General features: G+C 60.1%; 13 protein-coding genes. 10 read left to right on the top strand and 3 right to left on the bottom strand.

The annotated features are described in order from the left end of the window. The first annotated feature begins 46 nt into the window (after window positions 1-46). Window positions 47-1105, top strand: a complete 1059-nt coding sequence (locus HER32_RS16510; RefSeq protein ID WP_168682653.1) for a DUF6687 family protein — start codon at window positions 47-49, stop codon at window positions 1103-1105. 8 nt (window positions 1106-1113) lie between these two features. Here the strand turns inward: HER32_RS16510 and HER32_RS16515 are convergent, their stop codons facing one another. Then, entirely contained in the window at window positions 1114-4548 is a 3435-nt protein-coding gene (locus HER32_RS16515) for an AAA family ATPase (protein WP_168682654.1), read from the bottom strand. 430 nt (window positions 4549-4978) lie between these two features. Between HER32_RS16515 and HER32_RS16520 the strand changes: the two genes are divergently transcribed. Next, window positions 4979-5470 carry a nuclear transport factor 2 family protein gene (locus HER32_RS16520; protein WP_149071767.1) on the top strand — a complete coding sequence of 164 codons (492 nt, stop codon included), beginning with the start codon at window positions 4979-4981 and terminating at the stop codon, window positions 5468-5470. A gap of 111 nt (window positions 5471-5581) precedes the next feature. On the opposite strand, the gene HER32_RS16525 is transcribed toward HER32_RS16520, so the two are convergent. Continuing rightward, window positions 5582-7660 (bottom strand): CotH kinase family protein, encoded by a 2079-nt coding sequence (locus HER32_RS16525; RefSeq protein ID WP_168682655.1) that lies wholly within the window; start codon window positions 7658-7660, stop codon window positions 5582-5584. Window positions 7661-7891: 231 nt separating this feature from the next. Between HER32_RS16525 and HER32_RS16530 the strand changes: the two genes are divergently transcribed. The 7 genes from HER32_RS16530 to HER32_RS16560 all read left to right on the top strand — a co-directional run bounded on the left by HER32_RS16530 (window position 7892) and on the right by HER32_RS16560 (window position 15607). Then, window positions 7892-8818, top strand: a complete 927-nt coding sequence (locus tag HER32_RS16530) for a class I SAM-dependent methyltransferase (RefSeq protein WP_168682656.1) — start codon at window positions 7892-7894, stop codon at window positions 8816-8818. 546 nt (window positions 8819-9364) lie between these two features. After that, a complete protein-coding gene (gene arr, locus HER32_RS16535) occupies window positions 9365-9781 on the top strand; it encodes an NAD(+)--rifampin ADP-ribosyltransferase (RefSeq protein ID WP_168682657.1) in 417 nt (138 codons plus the stop codon). 242 nt (window positions 9782-10023) lie between these two features. Beyond that, window positions 10024-12339 (top strand): GH92 family glycosyl hydrolase, encoded by a 2316-nt coding sequence (locus tag HER32_RS16540; RefSeq protein ID WP_168682658.1) that lies wholly within the window; start codon window positions 10024-10026, stop codon window positions 12337-12339. An 86-nt stretch (window positions 12340-12425) separates the two neighbouring features. After that, the gene (locus tag HER32_RS16545) at window positions 12426-12755 is read left to right on the top strand and encodes a hypothetical protein (RefSeq protein ID WP_168682659.1); all 330 of its coding nucleotides are present in this window, start codon (window positions 12426-12428) and stop codon (window positions 12753-12755) included. A gap of 437 nt (window positions 12756-13192) precedes the next feature. Further along, entirely contained in the window at window positions 13193-13873 is a 681-nt protein-coding gene (locus HER32_RS16550; protein WP_168682660.1) for an aspartate/glutamate racemase family protein, read from the top strand. Between the two features lie 247 nt (window positions 13874-14120). Further along, on the top strand, window positions 14121-14807 hold the full coding sequence (locus tag HER32_RS16555) for a GNAT family N-acetyltransferase (RefSeq protein ID WP_168682661.1): 687 nt from the start codon (window positions 14121-14123) through the stop codon (window positions 14805-14807). Between the two features lie 197 nt (window positions 14808-15004). Further along, window positions 15005-15607, top strand: coding sequence for an SMI1/KNR4 family protein (locus HER32_RS16560; RefSeq protein ID WP_168682662.1), 603 nt, complete (start codon window positions 15005-15007; stop codon window positions 15605-15607). A 210-nt stretch (window positions 15608-15817) separates the two neighbouring features. On the opposite strand, the gene HER32_RS16565 is transcribed toward HER32_RS16560, so the two are convergent. After that, window positions 15818-16054 (bottom strand): hypothetical protein, encoded by a 237-nt coding sequence (locus HER32_RS16565; RefSeq protein WP_168682663.1) that lies wholly within the window; start codon window positions 16052-16054, stop codon window positions 15818-15820. Window positions 16055-16276: 222 nt separating this feature from the next. On the opposite strand from HER32_RS16565, the gene HER32_RS16570 reads away from it, so the two are divergent. Beyond that, on the top strand, window positions 16277-17551 hold the full coding sequence (locus tag HER32_RS16570) for a glycoside hydrolase family 2 TIM barrel-domain containing protein (protein WP_168682664.1): 1275 nt from the start codon (window positions 16277-16279) through the stop codon (window positions 17549-17551). Window positions 17552-17576 lie beyond the last annotated feature (25 nt).

Below are 17576 nucleotides of genomic sequence, written 5' to 3' on the forward strand. Positions count from 1 at the left end.
TGCCGCGCCTAGCCGCTATTTTAGCGGCTTACACGCCCGAAGTCCCTTGAACAACTACTTCGTTTCTTTTCAGCAGTTGCGCCGGCAGCCCACGATTGTGGTAGACAGCACAGGATTGGGCGCCGCCCTCACGCTGGCCCACTGGCGCGGAGCCGCTACGCCCCCCACCCTGCGCGACGATACCAGTGCCGGCTCGGTGCTCCGTGCTCTGCGGGCCGATAAAACGCTTGCTCAGGCGGGCCTGGCTGTTACCGCCAACCACTTCGACATAGATGGCTTTGTGGGCGTGTGGGCCCTGCTGAACCCGACGCTGGCCTTGCAGCACGGGGAACTGCTGCGCCTGGTAGCTACCCTCGGCGACTTCCGGGAGCTGGACTGGCAGCACCCGCTGGCCGACCACGCCCTGCAACTGGTGTGCTGGCTGAATGCTGAGGAAGAAACCCGGTTTTATGAGCCCTTCGGGGCCCCGGCCCGCCGCCGTCGGGAAGATGAAGCCTCGGCCGAGAAGTTTGCCTGGTTTCTGCCCCGCTTTGCCGAGCTACTCCAAAACCCCGAAGCGGGCCAGGCCATCTGGGAGCCGGAATACCAGCGGGTAAAGCAGGCCCGGGCCGTGGTGCACGGCCCGGCTACCACGGTAAGGCGCTACCCCGACGTTGGCCTGACGGTGGTGACCACGCCCGAACCCCTGCCGTACTACGCCCTGTTTGCGCCAAGCATCGGCACCGATATGGTGCTAAGCCTGTATGACGGGCAGCGCTACGAGTTCGAGTACAAGTACACCACCTGGATAGACCTGGAAAGCCGCCCCACGCTGCCCCGCCTGCCCCTCGATGGCCTGGCCAGCCAGCTGAATGCCCGCGAGCAAACGCCCCGCCGCTGGACCTTCGACGGCATTACGGATACGGGGCCGCTCCTGCGCCTGAGTGGCAAAGGCCTCACCAAGCCCCAGCGCTACGCCAACCCCACTCAGCGGCCCATCTATTCCTCGTCTATTCAGCCCGGGGCGCTTGAACAGGAAGTAGTGGCCTTTTTCCGGGCAGGCTACGCGGGCATTGAGCCGAAGCGGTACTGGACCTGGGCCGAAATCAGAACGGTAGGGCAGTAAGCACTACGCTACACTTCCTCCCCAAACCCCAGTACCTGCAGGGAGCTGATGCCGCCCGCGCCCTTGCGCACGCTGATTTGGGTGGTGACGCGCTCCTTCAGGGCCTCCACGTGGGAGATGATGCCGATGGTTTTGCCGGTGCCCTGCAGCATTTCCAAAGCCGAGAGGGCCACATCCAGCGTGTCGGGGTCGAGCGTGCCAAAGCCTTCGTCGATGAAGAGCGTGTCAATCTGCGTTTTGCGGCCCGCCAGTTCCGAAAGACCCAGGGCCAGGGCCAGACTCACTAGAAAACTCTCCCCTCCCGACAACGAGTTCATGGAGCGCACGGACCCGCCCTGGTACTCGTCTTGGATAAGTAAGTCCAGGTGCTGCTCGGGGCTGCGCTGGATGCGGTAGCGGTCGGTGAAGCGGTGCAGGTGGCGGTTGGCCAGGTCTACGAGGCGGGCCAGGGTGAGGCCCTGGGCAAACTCACTGAACTTCTTGCCATCGGCCGAGCCAATAAGCTCCGCCAGCTGCCGCCAGCGGCGAGCTTCCAGCTGCTGCTTTTCCAGAGCCGCCGCCAGCGCGGCGTGGCGCTCCTGCCCGGCGTGGTGGCTGCTCAGGCGCTCCTGGCGCTGACCCAGCTGTTGGTTGAGTCGCGCCAGGTGCTGATTGTGAGCCGTAAGCTGCTGGTCGATGCTTTCCAGGGGCTCCGGGGTGAGGGTGCGGCCTTCCTCGTGCTGCAGCAGCGCGGTGGTTTCCTGGAGAGTTTGTTCGGCCAGCGCGACGTCCTGCTCGTGGCGGTGCAACTGGTTGAGTAGGGTGCTGGCTTCGGCTTCGGCTAGCAGCAGCGCCGGCAGGGCGGCCGGGTCGGGGGTGAGGCCGGCGGCAGCAAGGGCCGCGGCCAGCGCCTGCTGTTGCTGCTGTTGCGCCTGCTGTTGCTGCTGGGTTTCCTGCTGGCGCTGCTGCAAGCTGTTGGCGGCCACTGTGCGGGCCGTTTCGTGGTGGTTTAGCAGCTGCTCGGCTTCCTGGCGCTGTTGCTCGGCCTCGCGCACGGCCGCCTCCAGCTGCTGCCGTACCCGGGCTACATCGGCATCGGGGAGCAACTCCTGACGCTGCTGCTGCTGCTGCTGGATGGCAGCGTGCTGGTCTACCAGGCCTTGCTTGCGAACCTTGAGCCACGCTTGCAGCTCCAGCTGATCGGCTTCGGCTTTGGCCGCTTCCACGCTCACGCCGCCCAGCGCCTGTTTAGCTTCATGGAGCTGTTTCGTTTTTTGGTCGAACTCGGCCATGCGCTGGCGCGCCAGCTCCATCAGGGCCTGCCCGTTTTCGGTGGTGAACGGTAAGCCGAAGTACTGGGCGTGGCTTTGGATGGTGGCCCGCACGGGGTGGACCTGGTCTTCGGCATCGGCCAGCTCCTGGGCCAGCTTACCAGCTTCCTCGCTGTAGGCCAGGTGCTGGCGGGCCGCGGCTTCCTGGTGCAGCTGGGCCTGCTGCACGCGCTGCTCGGCGGTCGTCTGCTGGTCGCGCAGGGTGCGCAGCGTCTGCACCAGGGCCTTGACGTGCTCGGCGGCGCTTTTCTCCGCCGTTTCGGGCAGCAGCTGAATGGTGGCAGCGGCAGCAGCTACCGGCTCGGGCCCGGTCTGCTCCAGCATAGTCACGTAAGTATTAAGCCGGTTGAAACGCGCCCCCAGAGCCCTGACCTGTTGGCTAAGTTTTTCCTCCCGCTCCCGGTCGCGCTGAAAAGCGTCTTCGCTTACGCCCAGCACGCCGGCCAGGTACGGGTGCTCGGTGGCCCCGCACACCGGGCAGGGCTGACCCGCTTCCAGCAGCAGGCGCGTATCGGCGTGGGAGAGGATAAGCTGCTGCATGTGCAGGCTGCGGCGCAGGTCGTCCCAATGCAGCTGCTCGCGCTCCTGCTCCTGCTGCAGGCTGGCCACGTGGTAGCGCAGGCGCCGTAGCCACTCGTCGCGGTCCTGGCTGGCTTCGGCCAAACGGCTGGTATGCGTTAGCAGCTCCTGGCGGGCCACCTCAGCAGCTTGCTGCTGGGTGGCGGCTTCGGTGGCGGCCTGTTGCTGCCGGAGCCGGGCTTCGTGCAGGCGCTGGCTTAGCTGGCCCAGGGCCGATTTCAAGCCGGCCCACTGCTGCAGGTTGGCCGAAAGCTCGGGCAGGTCGGTGGCCAGCTCACCGGCTACGGCGTTCAACAGCAGCCACTTTTCGGCTTCCCTGACTTGCTCCCCCAAAATGGCCGCCCGTTGGCTGGTCACTTCAGCCGCCGCTTTCAGGCGTTTGCACTGCTCGTTTCTCTCTTCGTATTCGGCCTTGCCCAGTAGCAGCTGCCGCCGGGCCTCGGCCATCAGCAGGTCCAGCTGCTCGGCTTCGCGCAGGCGGGGCTCCTGGTGTTTTTGCGCGGCGGTGGCTTGCTCATGTGCCTGACGGGCGGCATTGCGGGCGGTTTCGGCGGCGGTGCGGCGCGCCTCCAGCAGGGGCAGTTGCTCCCGGAGCTGCGCCGTTTCCCGCTCCAGGCCGGCCAGTTGCTCGGTGGCGCGGCGTAGCAGGGCGTAGTCGGTGGCGAAAGGAGCGGCCTGCTGATGCAAAGCCAGGCGCTGGCGCAGCGGAGCGAGGGCATCGGCCTGAGCCGTCAACTGCTGGCGGCGCTGGTGCGTGGTGTGCAGCTTCTCGCGCAGCTCCCGCAGGCGCAAGTGCCACTGGCGCGCCGCCAGCAGGTGCTCTTGGGTGGCCGTGGCGGCCGTGAGCTGCCGGGTAAGGTCCTCAACCTCCGCCTCCAGAAGCCCTACTTCCTCGGCCGACAGCAGTAGCACGCCCGCCAGGCCGGTGCGCAGCTGCTCTATCTGCTGGGTTTCGTGCTTGGCTCGCTCGAAGGCGGCGCGGGAAATATCGGAGTACTTCCGGGTGTCAGTGATTTTCTCCAGGAGCTGGGCCCGCTCCCCGGCCGGGGCTTTCAGAAAGCGGGTGAAGTCGCCCTGGGCCAGCAAGACCGAGCGCAGGAACTGCCGGTACTCCAGGCCGCTCAGCTCGGCTATTTTCGCCGGAACCTTCGACTTGTAGGTTTCCAGGAACTCCCAGGTTTCGGGACCGTCGGCGGCCGGTTTCCGTTCGCTCAGCTCCATGCGCGGGTCCTGCAGCTTGCCCTCAGGGCGCTTGCGGGCGCGGTACTGGCCCCACTTGCTGCGGTACTCCCGGCCATTGACCTCAAACTCCACTTCGGCCCAGCTTTCGCCCGTGCCGTGGCTCATTACCTGCTCGGGGCCGGTGCTTTCGTGGCGGGGTACCTGCCCGTAGAGGGCCAGGGTAATAGCGTCGAGAATGGTGGTTTTGCCGGCGCCGGTAGGCCCCGTAATGGCAAACAGGCCCGCATCTACCAAAGGGCTCTGACTGAAATCAACGGTATGTTCGCCGCGCAGGGAGTTGAGGTTGAAGAAGCGGACGCGGAGAATTTTCATGCAGGCAAAACGGCCGGGGAGAGTAGCCGGGGAAAAGGAGAAAAGTGTGGCGGGTAGGCTCCGGGTGGCGGCCGGGCATACCGCCCACGAAGTTACGCCGAAGACGGGGTTCCACGGCCTTTCCAGGTCATTAAGAAAGCAAACAGCAGCAACGTCAACTACAGCTTCCTATATTCCCGGCTTCAACGCTGTGCAAAAGCTTATGAGTCGCTACCGCGCTGCGCTCCTTCTCCTCAGTTTTCCAGTTCCTGACCCGGGCCCAAACACCCGACCTCGCCGGTCGGGTGAATCCGCTGCTGGGCACGGACTCCAAGCCCAGTCATGGCTCCGCCCAGGGCATGAGTTGCTAGCTGCCGCAGATGGGGGAGATGGATAGCAGGCATATCAGCACCGGGCCGGTAATCCCAACGCAACACAAAAGAATTAAGCTATGAAAAACTGGTATGCGCTTCTGAGCGGTGTAGCCGTGCTGGCCGCCTGTGCCACTACAAAACCTATTGCCCCGGTTGCGGCAGTAGCCGCCAAGCCCATTGATGCGGCCCTTTACCGCACCATTGCCCGGCAGGATAGTCTGATGTTTGTGGCCTTCAACCGGCACGATGTGGAACGGCTTCAAACCTTCTTCGCCGAAGACCTGGAATTCTACCACGACAAAGGTGGGCTGGCCAACTTCCAGCAAACCATGCAAGGCTTCCGGAACATGTTCGACCAGAACAAAACCACCGGCCTGAACCGCCAGCTAGTGCCCGGCACGTTGGAGGTATTCCCCATCAAGGGCTATGGGGCCGTAGAAACCTACCAGCACCGCTTCTGCCACGTGGAAAACGGCAAAGACGACTGCGGTACCTTTAAGAACATGATGGTGTGGCGCCTGAAAGACGGGCAGTGGAAAGTAACCCGCGTCGTCAGCTACGACCACTAACAAGCGGTTTGGGCAGCTGAAAACCATCAATAGGGAGTAGAAACGCCGCCTGGTACTCTTACGAGCTATTGAGCAAGCGTCTTAAAAATTACCTCAGGAGCTTTTAGGTTGCTACTGCTTCACCACCTTTAGATGGTAAGCAGCCTTGCCGATGGTTGCCTGCACGAAGTAGATGCCGGGGGCCAATGCTTGAGCGGGTTTGATAGCCAGCTCATGTTTCCCAGCGGGCAATTGGCCGTACTCCACCAGGCTTAGCTGGCGGCCCGTTACGTCCAGCACGCGCACCCGCACCGAGGCGCGGGCCGTGAGCGTGGTGCGCAGGGTAAGCGCCGACCCAAAGGGGTTAGGAAATACGTCGGTAGCGGTGGCCGGGCCGGCTGGCTGGGCCGCCGTTACGTTGCCGCAGCTGCCGGGCATGTTGGCATCCAGCCAGGCAAAGCGCCCCTTTATCCATTTTTTCAGGGCCGCAATTTCGCCCGGATAATCGGCCGGGATGGGGGAGGGGTTGGGCCACGTGTAGGTACCCAGAATAGGCCAACGCTGGAAGTGCCGCGTCTGAGCTTCGTCGAGGTGGGTGGCGGTGGAGTCGATGTAGGTGTTGAGGCGGTCCAGGCTGAGGGTACGCTGGCGCAGTTCTTTCCAGCGGCACTGCAGGGCAGCGGTGAAAGCCGGGTCCTGGAGCAGGCGGGTCCACCAGAAGGGAATCTGCGACGGGTCATCCCGGCACACGCTGTTGAAGTTGTAGGCCCAGCCGGTTTCCGAGTCGCCGCCGCAGTAGTCGGCATTCCACCAGGCCAGGTTGTAGTCCCAGGCGGGCCCAGCGTAGATCTTGCCCCCGTCGCTGCGGCGCTTTTTGTGTAGGTAGGTGCTTAGACGAAAGCCGTCTACGTTCTTGCTGATTTCATTCAGGATAAAGTAATCCACGAAGGAGCTGACGTCGATATACTTCGCGTAGCCGGTTTTGGGGTCGGCAAAGTCGGCCGAAGCCAGGGCCGTTTCCATTGAGTCGACGTAGGCCTGCAGGTACTTGGCCTGCTGGGGCTGAATCTCATCGGCCTTGGGGTACTCGTAGAGGAAGCGTGGGGTGCGGCCCGTGGAAGTGCGCTGCTTGGAGTCCCAGCCTTCGTTGCCGCCCGAGCCCGTGGGCTTGTCAATCTTGAAGATGTAGCCGCCCGTGAGCTTGTTGCCGGAAATATCCACCGGGTCAATCTTCTTGATGTTGACCCGGTTGGCGTCGCGCTTGATCTTTTCCATCATCACGTAGATGCCCTGGTACTGCCCGTTGAGCACCAGCTCGCAGTAGCGGGTGCGGGAGGCGTAGTGGCCCGTGTGGTTGGCTATATCATAGCTCAGCACGTTGCGCATGCCGGTTTTGTCGTTGTAGGGCGCGTAGAGCACCCAGGCATTTTCCTCGGGCATGCCCAGCACCACGGTGTCGTTTTCGGCGTTGGCCGTGTTGCGGGTTTCAATGCTGTAGGACTTCTGCGGAAACATCTGCGAGGAGCTGCCGCGCAGCTCAATGCCAATCTTGTTGTGGAAGTCGTTGTAGGGGTCGGCTAGGCGGTTGCGCTTGCCCGGACCGTTGTTGATGATGCCCATGTAGGCATCCACCTTGGGCTCGTCGGGGATAGTGCGGCCGTCGGTGTTAATCACCACAATGGGCAGATTGGACGATACAAAGCCGGGGGGCGTGGCGGGCTGGTTGCCGAACGTGAGCGTCCAGGACGTGACGCTGCCTACACTGCCGCTTTGCGCGTCGCGCACGCGCAGGCTCCAGGTACCATTGCCTTGCCGGTTGTTGTTGAACTGACCCAGTACACCCTCGGGCCGGAAGCTGTTCGTGAACGGTGGCGACCCCGCCTTCACGGAGTATGGCGCCGTAGCGGAAAAGCACGTGTTGGTATAGTTGGCCCCGCTGCCCCCGTTGCGCACCGATAAGTCCACCACCGTGCCATCGGGTCCCTGCAGCTGCACCACCAGGTTGCCCACGCTGGGGTGGGCAATGGTCACGCACACCGACTCCAGGCCAAACAGGTCGTTGAGGGAGGCGGCTGCTAGGTCGCTCACCGGCAGCGGAAAGCTCGTGGTGACGTTGTCGTCGGGGATGCTCCCGCCACTGGCGGTAAAGGTTTGCGCCGGGGCCGTCAGGCAGGCGGACAGCAGGCAAACCAGGAATAAGAGTTTTTTCATAGCGCAGAACAAGGCGAGAAAGATACGCCACGCCTGGTAAACACCCGTGATAATCAGCACAATTCCCGGTAGAAAGTCCCCCGGACCTTCGACAACCGCGGGAGGGCCGGGGCAACCTGCATGAGGAATGCCCCTTATCTTCGGTAGCGTAATTGGGCGATGGTAGCCGCCGCAAAAAGGCCTGACCGCCTGCCTGTGTTTCAACAGAGGTATTGTGGTCAGGCTTCGATTGTGCCCAACCTGGCCTTTCCACGCCCCGAAAGCAAGTACATGCCCATTACCGAAATAGCGGCTGCGCTGGAGGCGCTGGAAGCCAATCCGGCGCTTACCCACAAGTCCAGCTTTTCTAGCCGGGCCGAAGCCCAGGATGAACTGGAAATACGTGTCCTCGACCGGCTGGCTGACTTGCGGGCAGTTGGCGCAACAGCCGACATACGCCGCCTGAAAAGCCGGGCCAAAGCCCTGCAAGCCCGCTTTTGGGCCCTCGACCAAGAGATATTTGCAACGCTTCGGGCCACTATCCGGGCCGGGAGCTACTTCCCGGCCAGCCTGCGGGCTCAACTGCTGACCCTGGCCGGGAACATCAGCCAGGACGGCGCACCTGCCACCCACTACGACAGCCTCGATGTGCTGACTAATGGCCTGTTTCCGGTGCCCGCCCAGCTGCCGGCGCCCGAAGAGCGCGACCCGGAAATGGTATATTACCAGAAAACCCCGGCCCGCATTATCCTGGAACTGGCCGCCAAACTCACCCCGAAGGACGTGCTTTATGACCTGGGCTCGGGCCTGGGCCAGGTGCCACTGCTGGTGCAGCTGCTTAGTGGGGCCACTGCCCGCGGCATTGAAATTGAGCCTACCTACTGCCGCCACGCCCAGGCCTGCGCCCACGACTTAAACCTGCCGCAAGTGCAGTTTCAGTGCGCCGATGTCCGCACCGCCGACTACGCCGACGCCACCGCGTTTTACCTGTTTACGCCCTTCACGGGCCATATTATGCAGCAGGTGCTGGCCCAGCTGCAGGCCCTGGCCCGGCAACGGCCGCTGCGGCTCTTTTCCTACGGGCCGAGCACCGAGGCACTGCGGCAACAAGCGTGGCTGCAGCGGTTAGATTTGGGTACGCATTTGTACCAGCTAGCTGAGTTTCAAAGCACCCAGTAAAGACGCATACTGGCGGCTTAGCTGTTGCTGATATTTGTTCTATTATTTGACGGTGGTTTCTATCTTTTCAAGTCTATGAATCTGATAGCTGGTTTTGTACTAGTGACGATTTTAAGTAGCTGGACTGCCGGATCATCTACCGGATCCTATCCTGCTTGGCTGCGTCAGCACTACAGCTGCCAACATAAGTGGCAATATGTCTATCTTAATCCTGATACACAGGGGACGGTGGTTTATCATGCCAATGCTGATTTTTGTGTGGCTTAGAACCTACGGCATCCGTTACGCTCATCCGAATCACTACGGGTGATACCGTTAGAATAGTAGAGCCATGTAACACCCAGAGGAAGTTTACTGTCGGGCAGAGAATTATGGTTAAGTCGGAGCCTGGCAACGATTTCAGTTCTTTTCATACACCTGATGACCCCTAGGCTTGTACACTCAAGGCGACTTGCTACGGTACCGTAAAAGCAAAGTAGCAACTACTGTTGCGTTGAGCCGCTGTTGGGCTTGCAACAGCAGTTTGCACCAAATTATCTCATAGCAATGAATCCAAACGAAACTCCTGCTAACCAGTTGCTTTACCACGGCACCAAGGCCAAGCTGCAGCCTGGCGACCTGATTCAAGCCGGCTTTCATTCCAACTATGGGGCGCGGAAGCAGGCGGCCTACGTTTACCTGTCGGCCACTCTGGATGCGGCTACGTGGGGCGCAGAGCTGGCCGTGGGCGAAGGGCGCGGTCATATTTACCTGGTAGAGCCCACCGGCCCGTTCGAAGACGACCCCAACCTGACGGATAAGAAGTTTCCGGGCAACCCTACTAAATCCTACCGCACGCGGCACCCGCTGCGGGTAACCGGCGAAGTCACGGAATGGCAAGGTCATTCACCTGAACAGCTCCACGCCATGCGAACGAACCTGGAGCGGCTCAAGCAACAGGGAATCGAGGCTATTGAGGATTGATGCGTTAAGTAAGGGAAAACGGTATATCCTCACTTCTGTCATCTTGAGCGAAATGAAGGGGCTTGTCGGATCTGAGTACTTTGTTTAGGAGGTAATAAGGTCCTTCGCTTCGTTCAGGATGACAGACGGCGATAATCAACTTGCCAAGAATCGTTAGAAAAGGCTTTCTGAATAAGTTGCTGAGGCAATAATACTCTACCACGGTTCCTACCTTGCCAGCTTCAACGCCCTTCCTGAAGCCGATGAAACTACTGCCGCTCGCCGTCCTTCTCCTGGCCGCCCTGCCTTCCTTCGCCCAGAAGAACCAGCCAAAAGCAGCCAAGCCCACCCAAAACCTCGTGCAGTACGCCAAGCCCATCGTGGGGACGGCCAAGATGGGGCATACCTTTCCGGGCGCCACGGTGCCCTTCGGCATGGTGCAGCTCTCGCCCGATACCGACACGCTCAGCTACGAGCAGGACGGCAAGTACAACCCCGACGTGTACAAGTACTGCGCCGGCTACCAGTACCAGGACCCCACCATCGTCGGCTTCAGCCACACCCACTTCAGCGGCACCGGCCACTCCGACCTCGGTGACTTCCTCCTGATGCCCACCGCCGGCCCGCTGCAACTCAACCCCGGCACCGCCACCCAGCCCGAGCGCGGCTACCGCTCCCGCTTCAGCCACGCCACCGAAGTGGCCGAGCCCGGCTACTACCGCGTGAAGCTGGAAGACCACGGCATCATGGCCGAAATGACGGCCACCAACCGGGTGGGCCTGCACCAGTACACCTTCCCGCAGGCTACCGACCAGGCCCACCTCATCCTGGATTTGATGCACGGCATCTACAACTACCCGGATAAGAACGTGTGGACCTTCGTGCGGGTGGAAAACGACACGCTCGTCACCGGCTACCGCCAGACCAACGGCTGGGCCCGCACCCGCACGGTGTACTTCGCCCTGAGCTTCTCGCGGCCCTTCACCGACTACGGCAGCCGCAACTACGCCAAAAAACAGGCCTACCGCGGCTTTTGGGGCAAGTTCGATCAGACCAAGAACTTCCCCGACCTGGCCGGCGAACAGCTGCGCATGTACTTTAACTTTAAGACCACCGCGCCGGGGGAGAAGGTCAAAGTCAAATTCGCCCTCTCGCCGGTGAGCACCGCGGGCGCCCTGCAGAACCTGCGCACCGAAGCCCCCAGCTGGGACTTTGACAAGGTGAAGGCCCAGGCCCAGCAGCTCTGGCAGCAGGGGCTGAGCAAGGTGGTCATCGAGTCGCCGAAGCGGGAGGACAAGGAGAACTTCTACACGGCCCTGTACCACGCCTTCCTGAGCCCGACCACTTACATGGATGCCGACGGGCAGTACCGCGGCCTCGACCAGAACAACCATAAGGCCGAGGGCTTCACCAACTACACCACCTTCTCGCTCTGGGACACCTACCGCGCCCTGCACCCGCTCTTCAATGTGCTCCAGCCCAGGCGCAATGCCGACATGGTGCGCAGCATGCTGGCCCACTTCGAGCAGAGCGCCGAGCACATGCTGCCCATCTGGAGCCACTACGCCAACGAAAACTGGTGCATGATCGGCTACCACTCGGTGCCCGTGGTGGCCGACGCCGTGCTCAAAGGCAACGCGCCCTTCGACGCCAACAAGGCCCTCGACGCCTGCGTGACCACCGCCCGTACCCAGCGCTACGACGGTATCGGCTATTACCTGCAGCTGGGCTACGTGCCCGAGGACAAAAGCGGCTCCAGCGTCTCCAAAACCCTGGAATACGCCTACGACGACTGGTGCATCGCCCAGATGGCCCAGAAGCTCGGCCGCCAGGATATTTACCAGGAGTTCAGCAAGCGCGCCCAGAACTGGCAGAACGTGTACGATGCGAGCATCTCCTTCATGCGCCCACGCCTCGCCGACGGTTCCTTCCGCCCCAGCTTCGACGTGCTGAGCACCCACAACCAGGGATTCATCGAGGGCAACGCCTGGAACTACAGCCTCTACGTGCCCCAGGACCCCGCGGCACTCATCACCAAGATGGGCGGCAACCGCCGCTTCACCGAGCACCTCGACTCGCTGTTCACCATGCACCTGCCCGATAAGTTCTTCGCCGAAACCGAGGACATCACCCGCGAGGGCATCATCGGCAACTACGTGCACGGCAACGAGCCCGCCCACCACGTGGCCTACCTCTACAACTGGACCGACCAGCCCTGGAAGACGCAGGCCCGCGTGCGCATGATCCTGCCCAAGATGTACCGCCCCACGCCCGACGGCCTCGGCGGCAACGACGACTGCGGGCAGATGTCGGCCTGGTACATCTTCTCCGCCCTGGGCTTCTATCCCGTCGCGCCCGGCTCCCCGGAGTACGCCCTGGGCAGCCCCGCCGTGCACGGGGCCACGCTCAACCTGGAAAACGGCAAAACCTTCCGCATCACGGTGAAAAACCAGAGCGACAAAAACGTCTACGTGAAGGAAGCCCGCCTCAACGGCCAGAAACTCACCCGCCCCTTCCTCGCCCACGAAGCCATTATGAACGGCGGGGAGCTGGTGTTTACAATGGCGGCGCGGCCGTGAAGTAGAAACTTATTCAGTAATGACGACACATGAGGTATCATCAATTATTCATTTCCTTCGAAAATAGTACTAAAACGTACGCAGCAGTGACGGCACTGCTTGGTAAAACGCCTACTCCTAAAAAGACAAGTAAGTTCTCTCTCAATAATTATGACCTATGGCATTATCAAGTAGATACAAGTGATGAAGAGGAGCCATTTGACTTTGTTAATACTTTCTTGGATATACTTGAAGGTAAATACGATGCGCTGGTCGATTTAGGAATTCAGAGGAAGGATATTATTTTTTGGTTAGTTTATGAATATGATCAGCAATGCGCAATAGAATTCCATCCCCAAGAAATGATGCGTTTAGGTGTAAACGGTATTCACTTGAATGTAGATTGTTACCGAGTCAGTGCGAATTTAGTTCAGTGATTCTTATGCGCTTATATGGCGTGATTTAGCGCATCGTAACATGTGGATAAGCCTGTTCTCTCTAAAACCCTAATAGTATGACAACGCCTTATAAAATCTTTGTTCGCAAAACCAAGTGGCTGTGTGTTTCCTGGGCTGTTACGCTATTTTTTATTGGAGTTACGCTCTCATTCTTACTGCTGTATGAATGTGCTCTTAGCAATGAGTTTGATGGGCAGCTCAAAGTGTACCTTGAGTGGATCAGCTCAGCCGGTCTATTTATATCTGCAACACTAAGCATTAGCTTTTATCTATTTCGAAAAAAACATGAGAGACTGGGTACTTGGTGAAAGTAGGCATAGTACCAATTCATCAAATAGCCCCGCTGGTATCTGTTTAATGCATCGTGACTTTCAACCGTAAATTGTAACCGCTATAACGTGCTTCAAAAAAGCGTCATGAAGAAAATAGGTTTGGTGGGCGGCATTAGCTGGGTGTCGACTTTGGATTACTATAAATACATCAATGAAGAAGTAAACCTGAGACTGGGCGGCCTCAACGCTGCGGAGCTTATTATCTATTCGCTCAACTTCGCCGATGTGCAGAAAAAGACCTGGGAAGGGGCGTATGAGTTATTGCTTGGGGCCTGCCAGAGCTTAAAGGCGAGTGGGGTAGAGGCTATTGTGCTCGGCGCTAATACGGCCCACTTGTATGCTGACGAATTAGAGCAAGCGGTTCAATTGCCTTTGATCAGCATTGTGTCGGAAACTGCCCGGTATATAAAGTTGCAAGGCTTAAACACAGTCGGGCTGCTCGGGACCAAGTTTACGATGGAGAAGGATTTCTACAGGACGAAGCTAGAGCAACTGGGCCTGCAGGTAGTGGTGCCTTCGCTTCATGAAACCAGGGAGTATATCCAGCACGTGGTAAAAGAAGAGCTGGGACGCGGCGAAATAAAGCCGGAGTCTAAGGCAAGATTTATCGACATAGCCAACGAGCTGATGCAAGAAGGCGCGGAGGGTATTATTCTGGGCTGTACCGAAATTCCGCTCTTGATCAGTCAGGTTGATTTTGTGGTTCCGGTTTTTGACACGACGAAAATACATGCAGCGGCTATTGTGGACTATATGCTGTCTTAGCTGCGCCTGTCTGCTGCCCAAGGGACTTGGGTTTGAGCCAACCGAATTCGTGACCCGGTAGCAGGTGATGACTGGGCCTGCACAGCTGCTCACGCGAACGGCACATGAGTTGCCATCCTGACGGAAACACCCGCCTTACGAGTGAGCAAGCATTGCGCAGCCCTACATCCTTACCGCGCGTAGTTGGGTGCCAAGTGGCGAAGTGTCGTGCATCTTTGCTCTCTGTTTCCCGCTTTTTCCTGCCGCCATGGAGCACCCCCTGGATAACCCGATTTGGAATGCCCTGATAACGGGTAATCAGCCCCTGGCTATCGGCGGCGAGCTGGCTCGGGTGCTCCCGCGCGACGTGGGCGCTTTTGCAGGTCTGGCCGAGTACTCGCCCCGGGCCTTTGCCCGCTTGCACGAGCTGAGCCCAGCTGGCGCCCCTACCATTCTGTTCACGGCGGAGCCCATTACGCTTCCGCCGGGCTGGCAGCAGCGGCTACACCGGGAGCTGTTGCAGCTGGTGTATCCGCACGCGGAGGCTCCCGTAGTGGAGAGCAGCCACCTGGTGGCTTTGCAGGAAGAGCATATTCCCGCCATGCTGGCTTTAACGGCACTAACCAGCCCGGGGCCGTTTCTGGCCCGCACTATTGCTTTCGGCGACTACTACGGCATCTTCCGGGATGGGCAGTTAGTGGCTATGACCGGGCAGCGGCTACAACCTTCGCCCTACACCGAAATCAGCGCGGTGTGCACCCACCCGGCCTACCTCGGCCACGGGTACGCCAACCAGCTGGTGCGGCACCAGATTGGCCGCATCCTGGCAGCGGGGCACACGCCGTTTCTGCACGTGTATGAGGACAATTTGCCCGCTTACCCCTTGTATCAGAAGCTTGGTTTTCAGCTCCGCAAGCGCCTGCGCGTGTACGTCCTCGAGAAGCAGGCCCCGTAGCGGCCATAGCAGGCCTCAGGGCTTGCACGCCAGCACGTATTGCCGACCTGGGTTTACAGTCAGGCCTTTCCAAGCTGCGTTCCTGCATACTATTCAACCAGGCACCCTGTGTTCAGGGCTTGGTACGTCTCATGCCTTGGCTTGGCGGCAAGCGTAGATGAAACCGTATAGCTTGGCGTTGTCAACATTTGTCGAACATGGAAATCAATAAAATCGAGGACGTCATCCTTCCACGGCGGGTAATCGGGGTGGACGCGGGCTGGGAAGAAGAACTAGCGCCCATCATCGCAGCCTACGCCTACAACGGGTACGAGGAGCCAGCCGCGCCAGCCTCGGCGGCTGAAATCAACGCCTGTGAGCAGCGGCTGGGTACCACCCTGCCGGCAGACCTGAAGCTGTTCTACCAACGCTTCGGAGCCGCCAAGCTGACGGAAATCCTGTGTCCTCTCTCGGAGTTTGTAGCGGCTGGCGACAATGCTGCTTGGCTGGCAAATTACCCGGCTGAGGAGCAAGAAGTGCTAAGAGAACTGGTGGTATTCGGAGAATACCTGGGCAACGGCAATCTGTGGTGCTTTCACAAGCAAACCAAGGAAATCTACTACTTCGACCACGATACCCAGCCCAACGTCAACCGCATGTTTGCCACGTTCTTCGAGTACCTGCAGTGCCTGCTGATTCTTACCCAAGGTGAGCTAGGCAGCCACGTGGAAGGAGTGGAAAAGAAATGCGAAGAAATGGTTGTGGCGCTGATTGGGCGGGAGCGGGTGCAAAAGTGGCTGTACTATGGAGGCTGGGGGTGAGGTCCCTGCCATAGCTCACCGAAAAAACCTGCTTTCCGAAGCTCCGCTTTTCAGAGTAGCAAGTGCGTAATGCGGCCAGCCTCTGGCGCCTGCTACTTAGGATGGGTTTCGGTAGTGGGCTGCTTGTGTGCTTGGAATGAAACACGCAAAAGACCCGCCTCTGGCCCAGAATGGCTAAAGGCGGGGCTTGCAGGTCGTCAGGCGTGAGGCCTAACGGGTGGGGAAGAAGCCAGGGGCGCTGGTGGCTTTGTTCTTGTTGCGGTTGTAGAGGTAAGCAGCCCCGGCAGCCAGCAGGGCCCCGCCCAGCAACTTGCGGTTCATCCCTCCGGGCCGAGCGGAGGCGTCGTATGTTCCAGTGGCGGGATTTACGGCGGTGCGTCCGCCAAACAGGCCGGAGAGCAGGCCCCCCAGATTACCGCTCGGGCGGTCAGATCCGAATATGCTCATGATTGACAAGGGAAATGGTGGAAGCCTTATAACGCAGTCCACAACGGAGGGGTTATGGCAACTGCGCCGTCCGAAAGCCGCTTTCGGGTTTAAGGAAGCTAAGCGTAGAGCCCGTTAGGAGTACGGCCGGTAAATTGCCCAGCACAGACATGGTTTTGCTTGCAACCTGCCGAACTCCCAGTAGATTTAGCGCCGAAACTTCTGCTCAGCCCGATACTACCTATGAAAACCCACCTGCTGCTGGCTCTTCTGGCCTGCGCTACCGCTGCCTACGCCCAAACCGGCCCCGTCAAAGTAGAAGTAAAGCAGGCCGACGGCCGCTACGAGCTGCGGCGCGGGGGCCAGCCCTATTTCATTAAGGGAGCCGGCGGCGGGCAGTTTCCGGAGCGGGTGAAAGCCTACGGCGGCAACTCCCTGCGCACCTGGAGCACCGACAATGCCGATAAGGTGCTGGCCGAAGCCAACAAAAATGGCCTCACCGTGATGCTGGGCCTCGACGTGGCCCGGGAGCGGCACGGCTTCAACTACGACGACCCTCAGGCCGTGGCAGCCCAGCTGCAGAAGGTGCGGGCCGAGGTCATCAAGTACAAAGACGACCCCGCCGTGCTGTTCTGGGGCATCGGCAATGAGCTGAACCTGGAATACAAAAACCCCAAGGTGTGGGACGCCGTGGAGCAGATTGCCCGCATGATTCACGAGGTGGACCCCAACCACCCTACCAGCACCGTGCTGGCTGGCATTGAGCAGCCCGAAGTCGACTATATCAAGGCCAAGTGCCCCTCGGTGGATATTCTGAGTATCAACACCTACGCCGGGCTGGCGGCCATTCCGCAGCAGGTGCGCTCTATGGGCTGGACGGGGCCCTACGTGGTGGCCGAGTGGGGCCCCACCGGGCACTGGGAAAGCCCCGTGACGCCCTGGGAAGCCTCGGTAGAGGAAACCAGCAGCCAGAAAGCCGCCGTGTACCAGAGCCGCTACCAGGCCTCGGTGCAGAAAGACAAAACCCAGTGCCTGGGCACCTACGTGTTTTTGTGGGGGCAGAAGCAGGAGCGCACCCCCACCTGGTACGGCATCTTCACCGAAGACGGCAAGGAGTCGGAAGTGGTGGACGTGATGCAGTACCTCTGGAGCGGACAGTGGCCCAAAAACCGCGCCCCGCACCTGGCCTCGTTCACGCTCAATGGCAAGCAAGCTACCGACAGGGTATACCTGAGCCCCGGGAAAACCTACCCCGTAAAAGCCGCCGTAACGGACCCCGACAAGGACAAGCTGACCTACCGCTACGAGCTGCTGCCCGAAAGCACCGACCTCAAAACCGGCGGCGACCGGGAAAGCCGCCCGGCGCCCATAGCCGGCCTGATTCCCGCCGGGGCCAAAGCCGAAACTACCCTTACGGCCCCGCGCAAGGAAGGCGCCTTCCGCCTGTTCATCTACGCCTATGATGGCAAGGACAATGTAGCCACGGCTAATATCCCGTTTTACGTGAGCGGGAAGTAAGGTTGACAGAATTCATTAGGTCAGG

Source organism: Hymenobacter sp. BT18 (assembly GCF_012273015.1).
Taxonomy (GTDB): Bacteria; Bacteroidota; Bacteroidia; order Cytophagales; family Hymenobacteraceae; genus Hymenobacter; species Hymenobacter lutimineralis.

Coding starts and splice junctions, on each gene's coding strand:
- HER32_RS16515 (WP_168682654.1), bottom strand. CDS start 4,548: ATGAAAATTCTCCGCGTCCGCTTCTTCAACCTCAACTCCCTGCGCGGC.
- HER32_RS16520 (WP_149071767.1), top strand. CDS start 4,979: ATGAAAAACTGGTATGCGCTTCTGAGCGGTGTAGCCGTGCTGGCCGCC.
- HER32_RS16525 (WP_168682655.1), bottom strand. CDS start 7,660: ATGAAAAAACTCTTATTCCTGGTTTGCCTGCTGTCCGCCTGCCTGACG.
- arr (WP_168682657.1), top strand. CDS start 9,365: ATGAATCCAAACGAAACTCCTGCTAACCAGTTGCTTTACCACGGCACC.
- HER32_RS16540 (WP_168682658.1), top strand. CDS start 10,024: ATGAAACTACTGCCGCTCGCCGTCCTTCTCCTGGCCGCCCTGCCTTCC.
- HER32_RS16550 (WP_168682660.1), top strand. CDS start 13,193: ATGAAGAAAATAGGTTTGGTGGGCGGCATTAGCTGGGTGTCGACTTTG.
- HER32_RS16555 (WP_168682661.1), top strand. CDS start 14,121: ATGGAGCACCCCCTGGATAACCCGATTTGGAATGCCCTGATAACGGGT.
- HER32_RS16560 (WP_168682662.1), top strand. CDS start 15,005: ATGGAAATCAATAAAATCGAGGACGTCATCCTTCCACGGCGGGTAATC.
- HER32_RS16565 (WP_168682663.1), bottom strand. CDS start 16,054: ATGAGCATATTCGGATCTGACCGCCCGAGCGGTAATCTGGGGGGCCTG.
- HER32_RS16570 (WP_168682664.1), top strand. CDS start 16,277: ATGAAAACCCACCTGCTGCTGGCTCTTCTGGCCTGCGCTACCGCTGCC.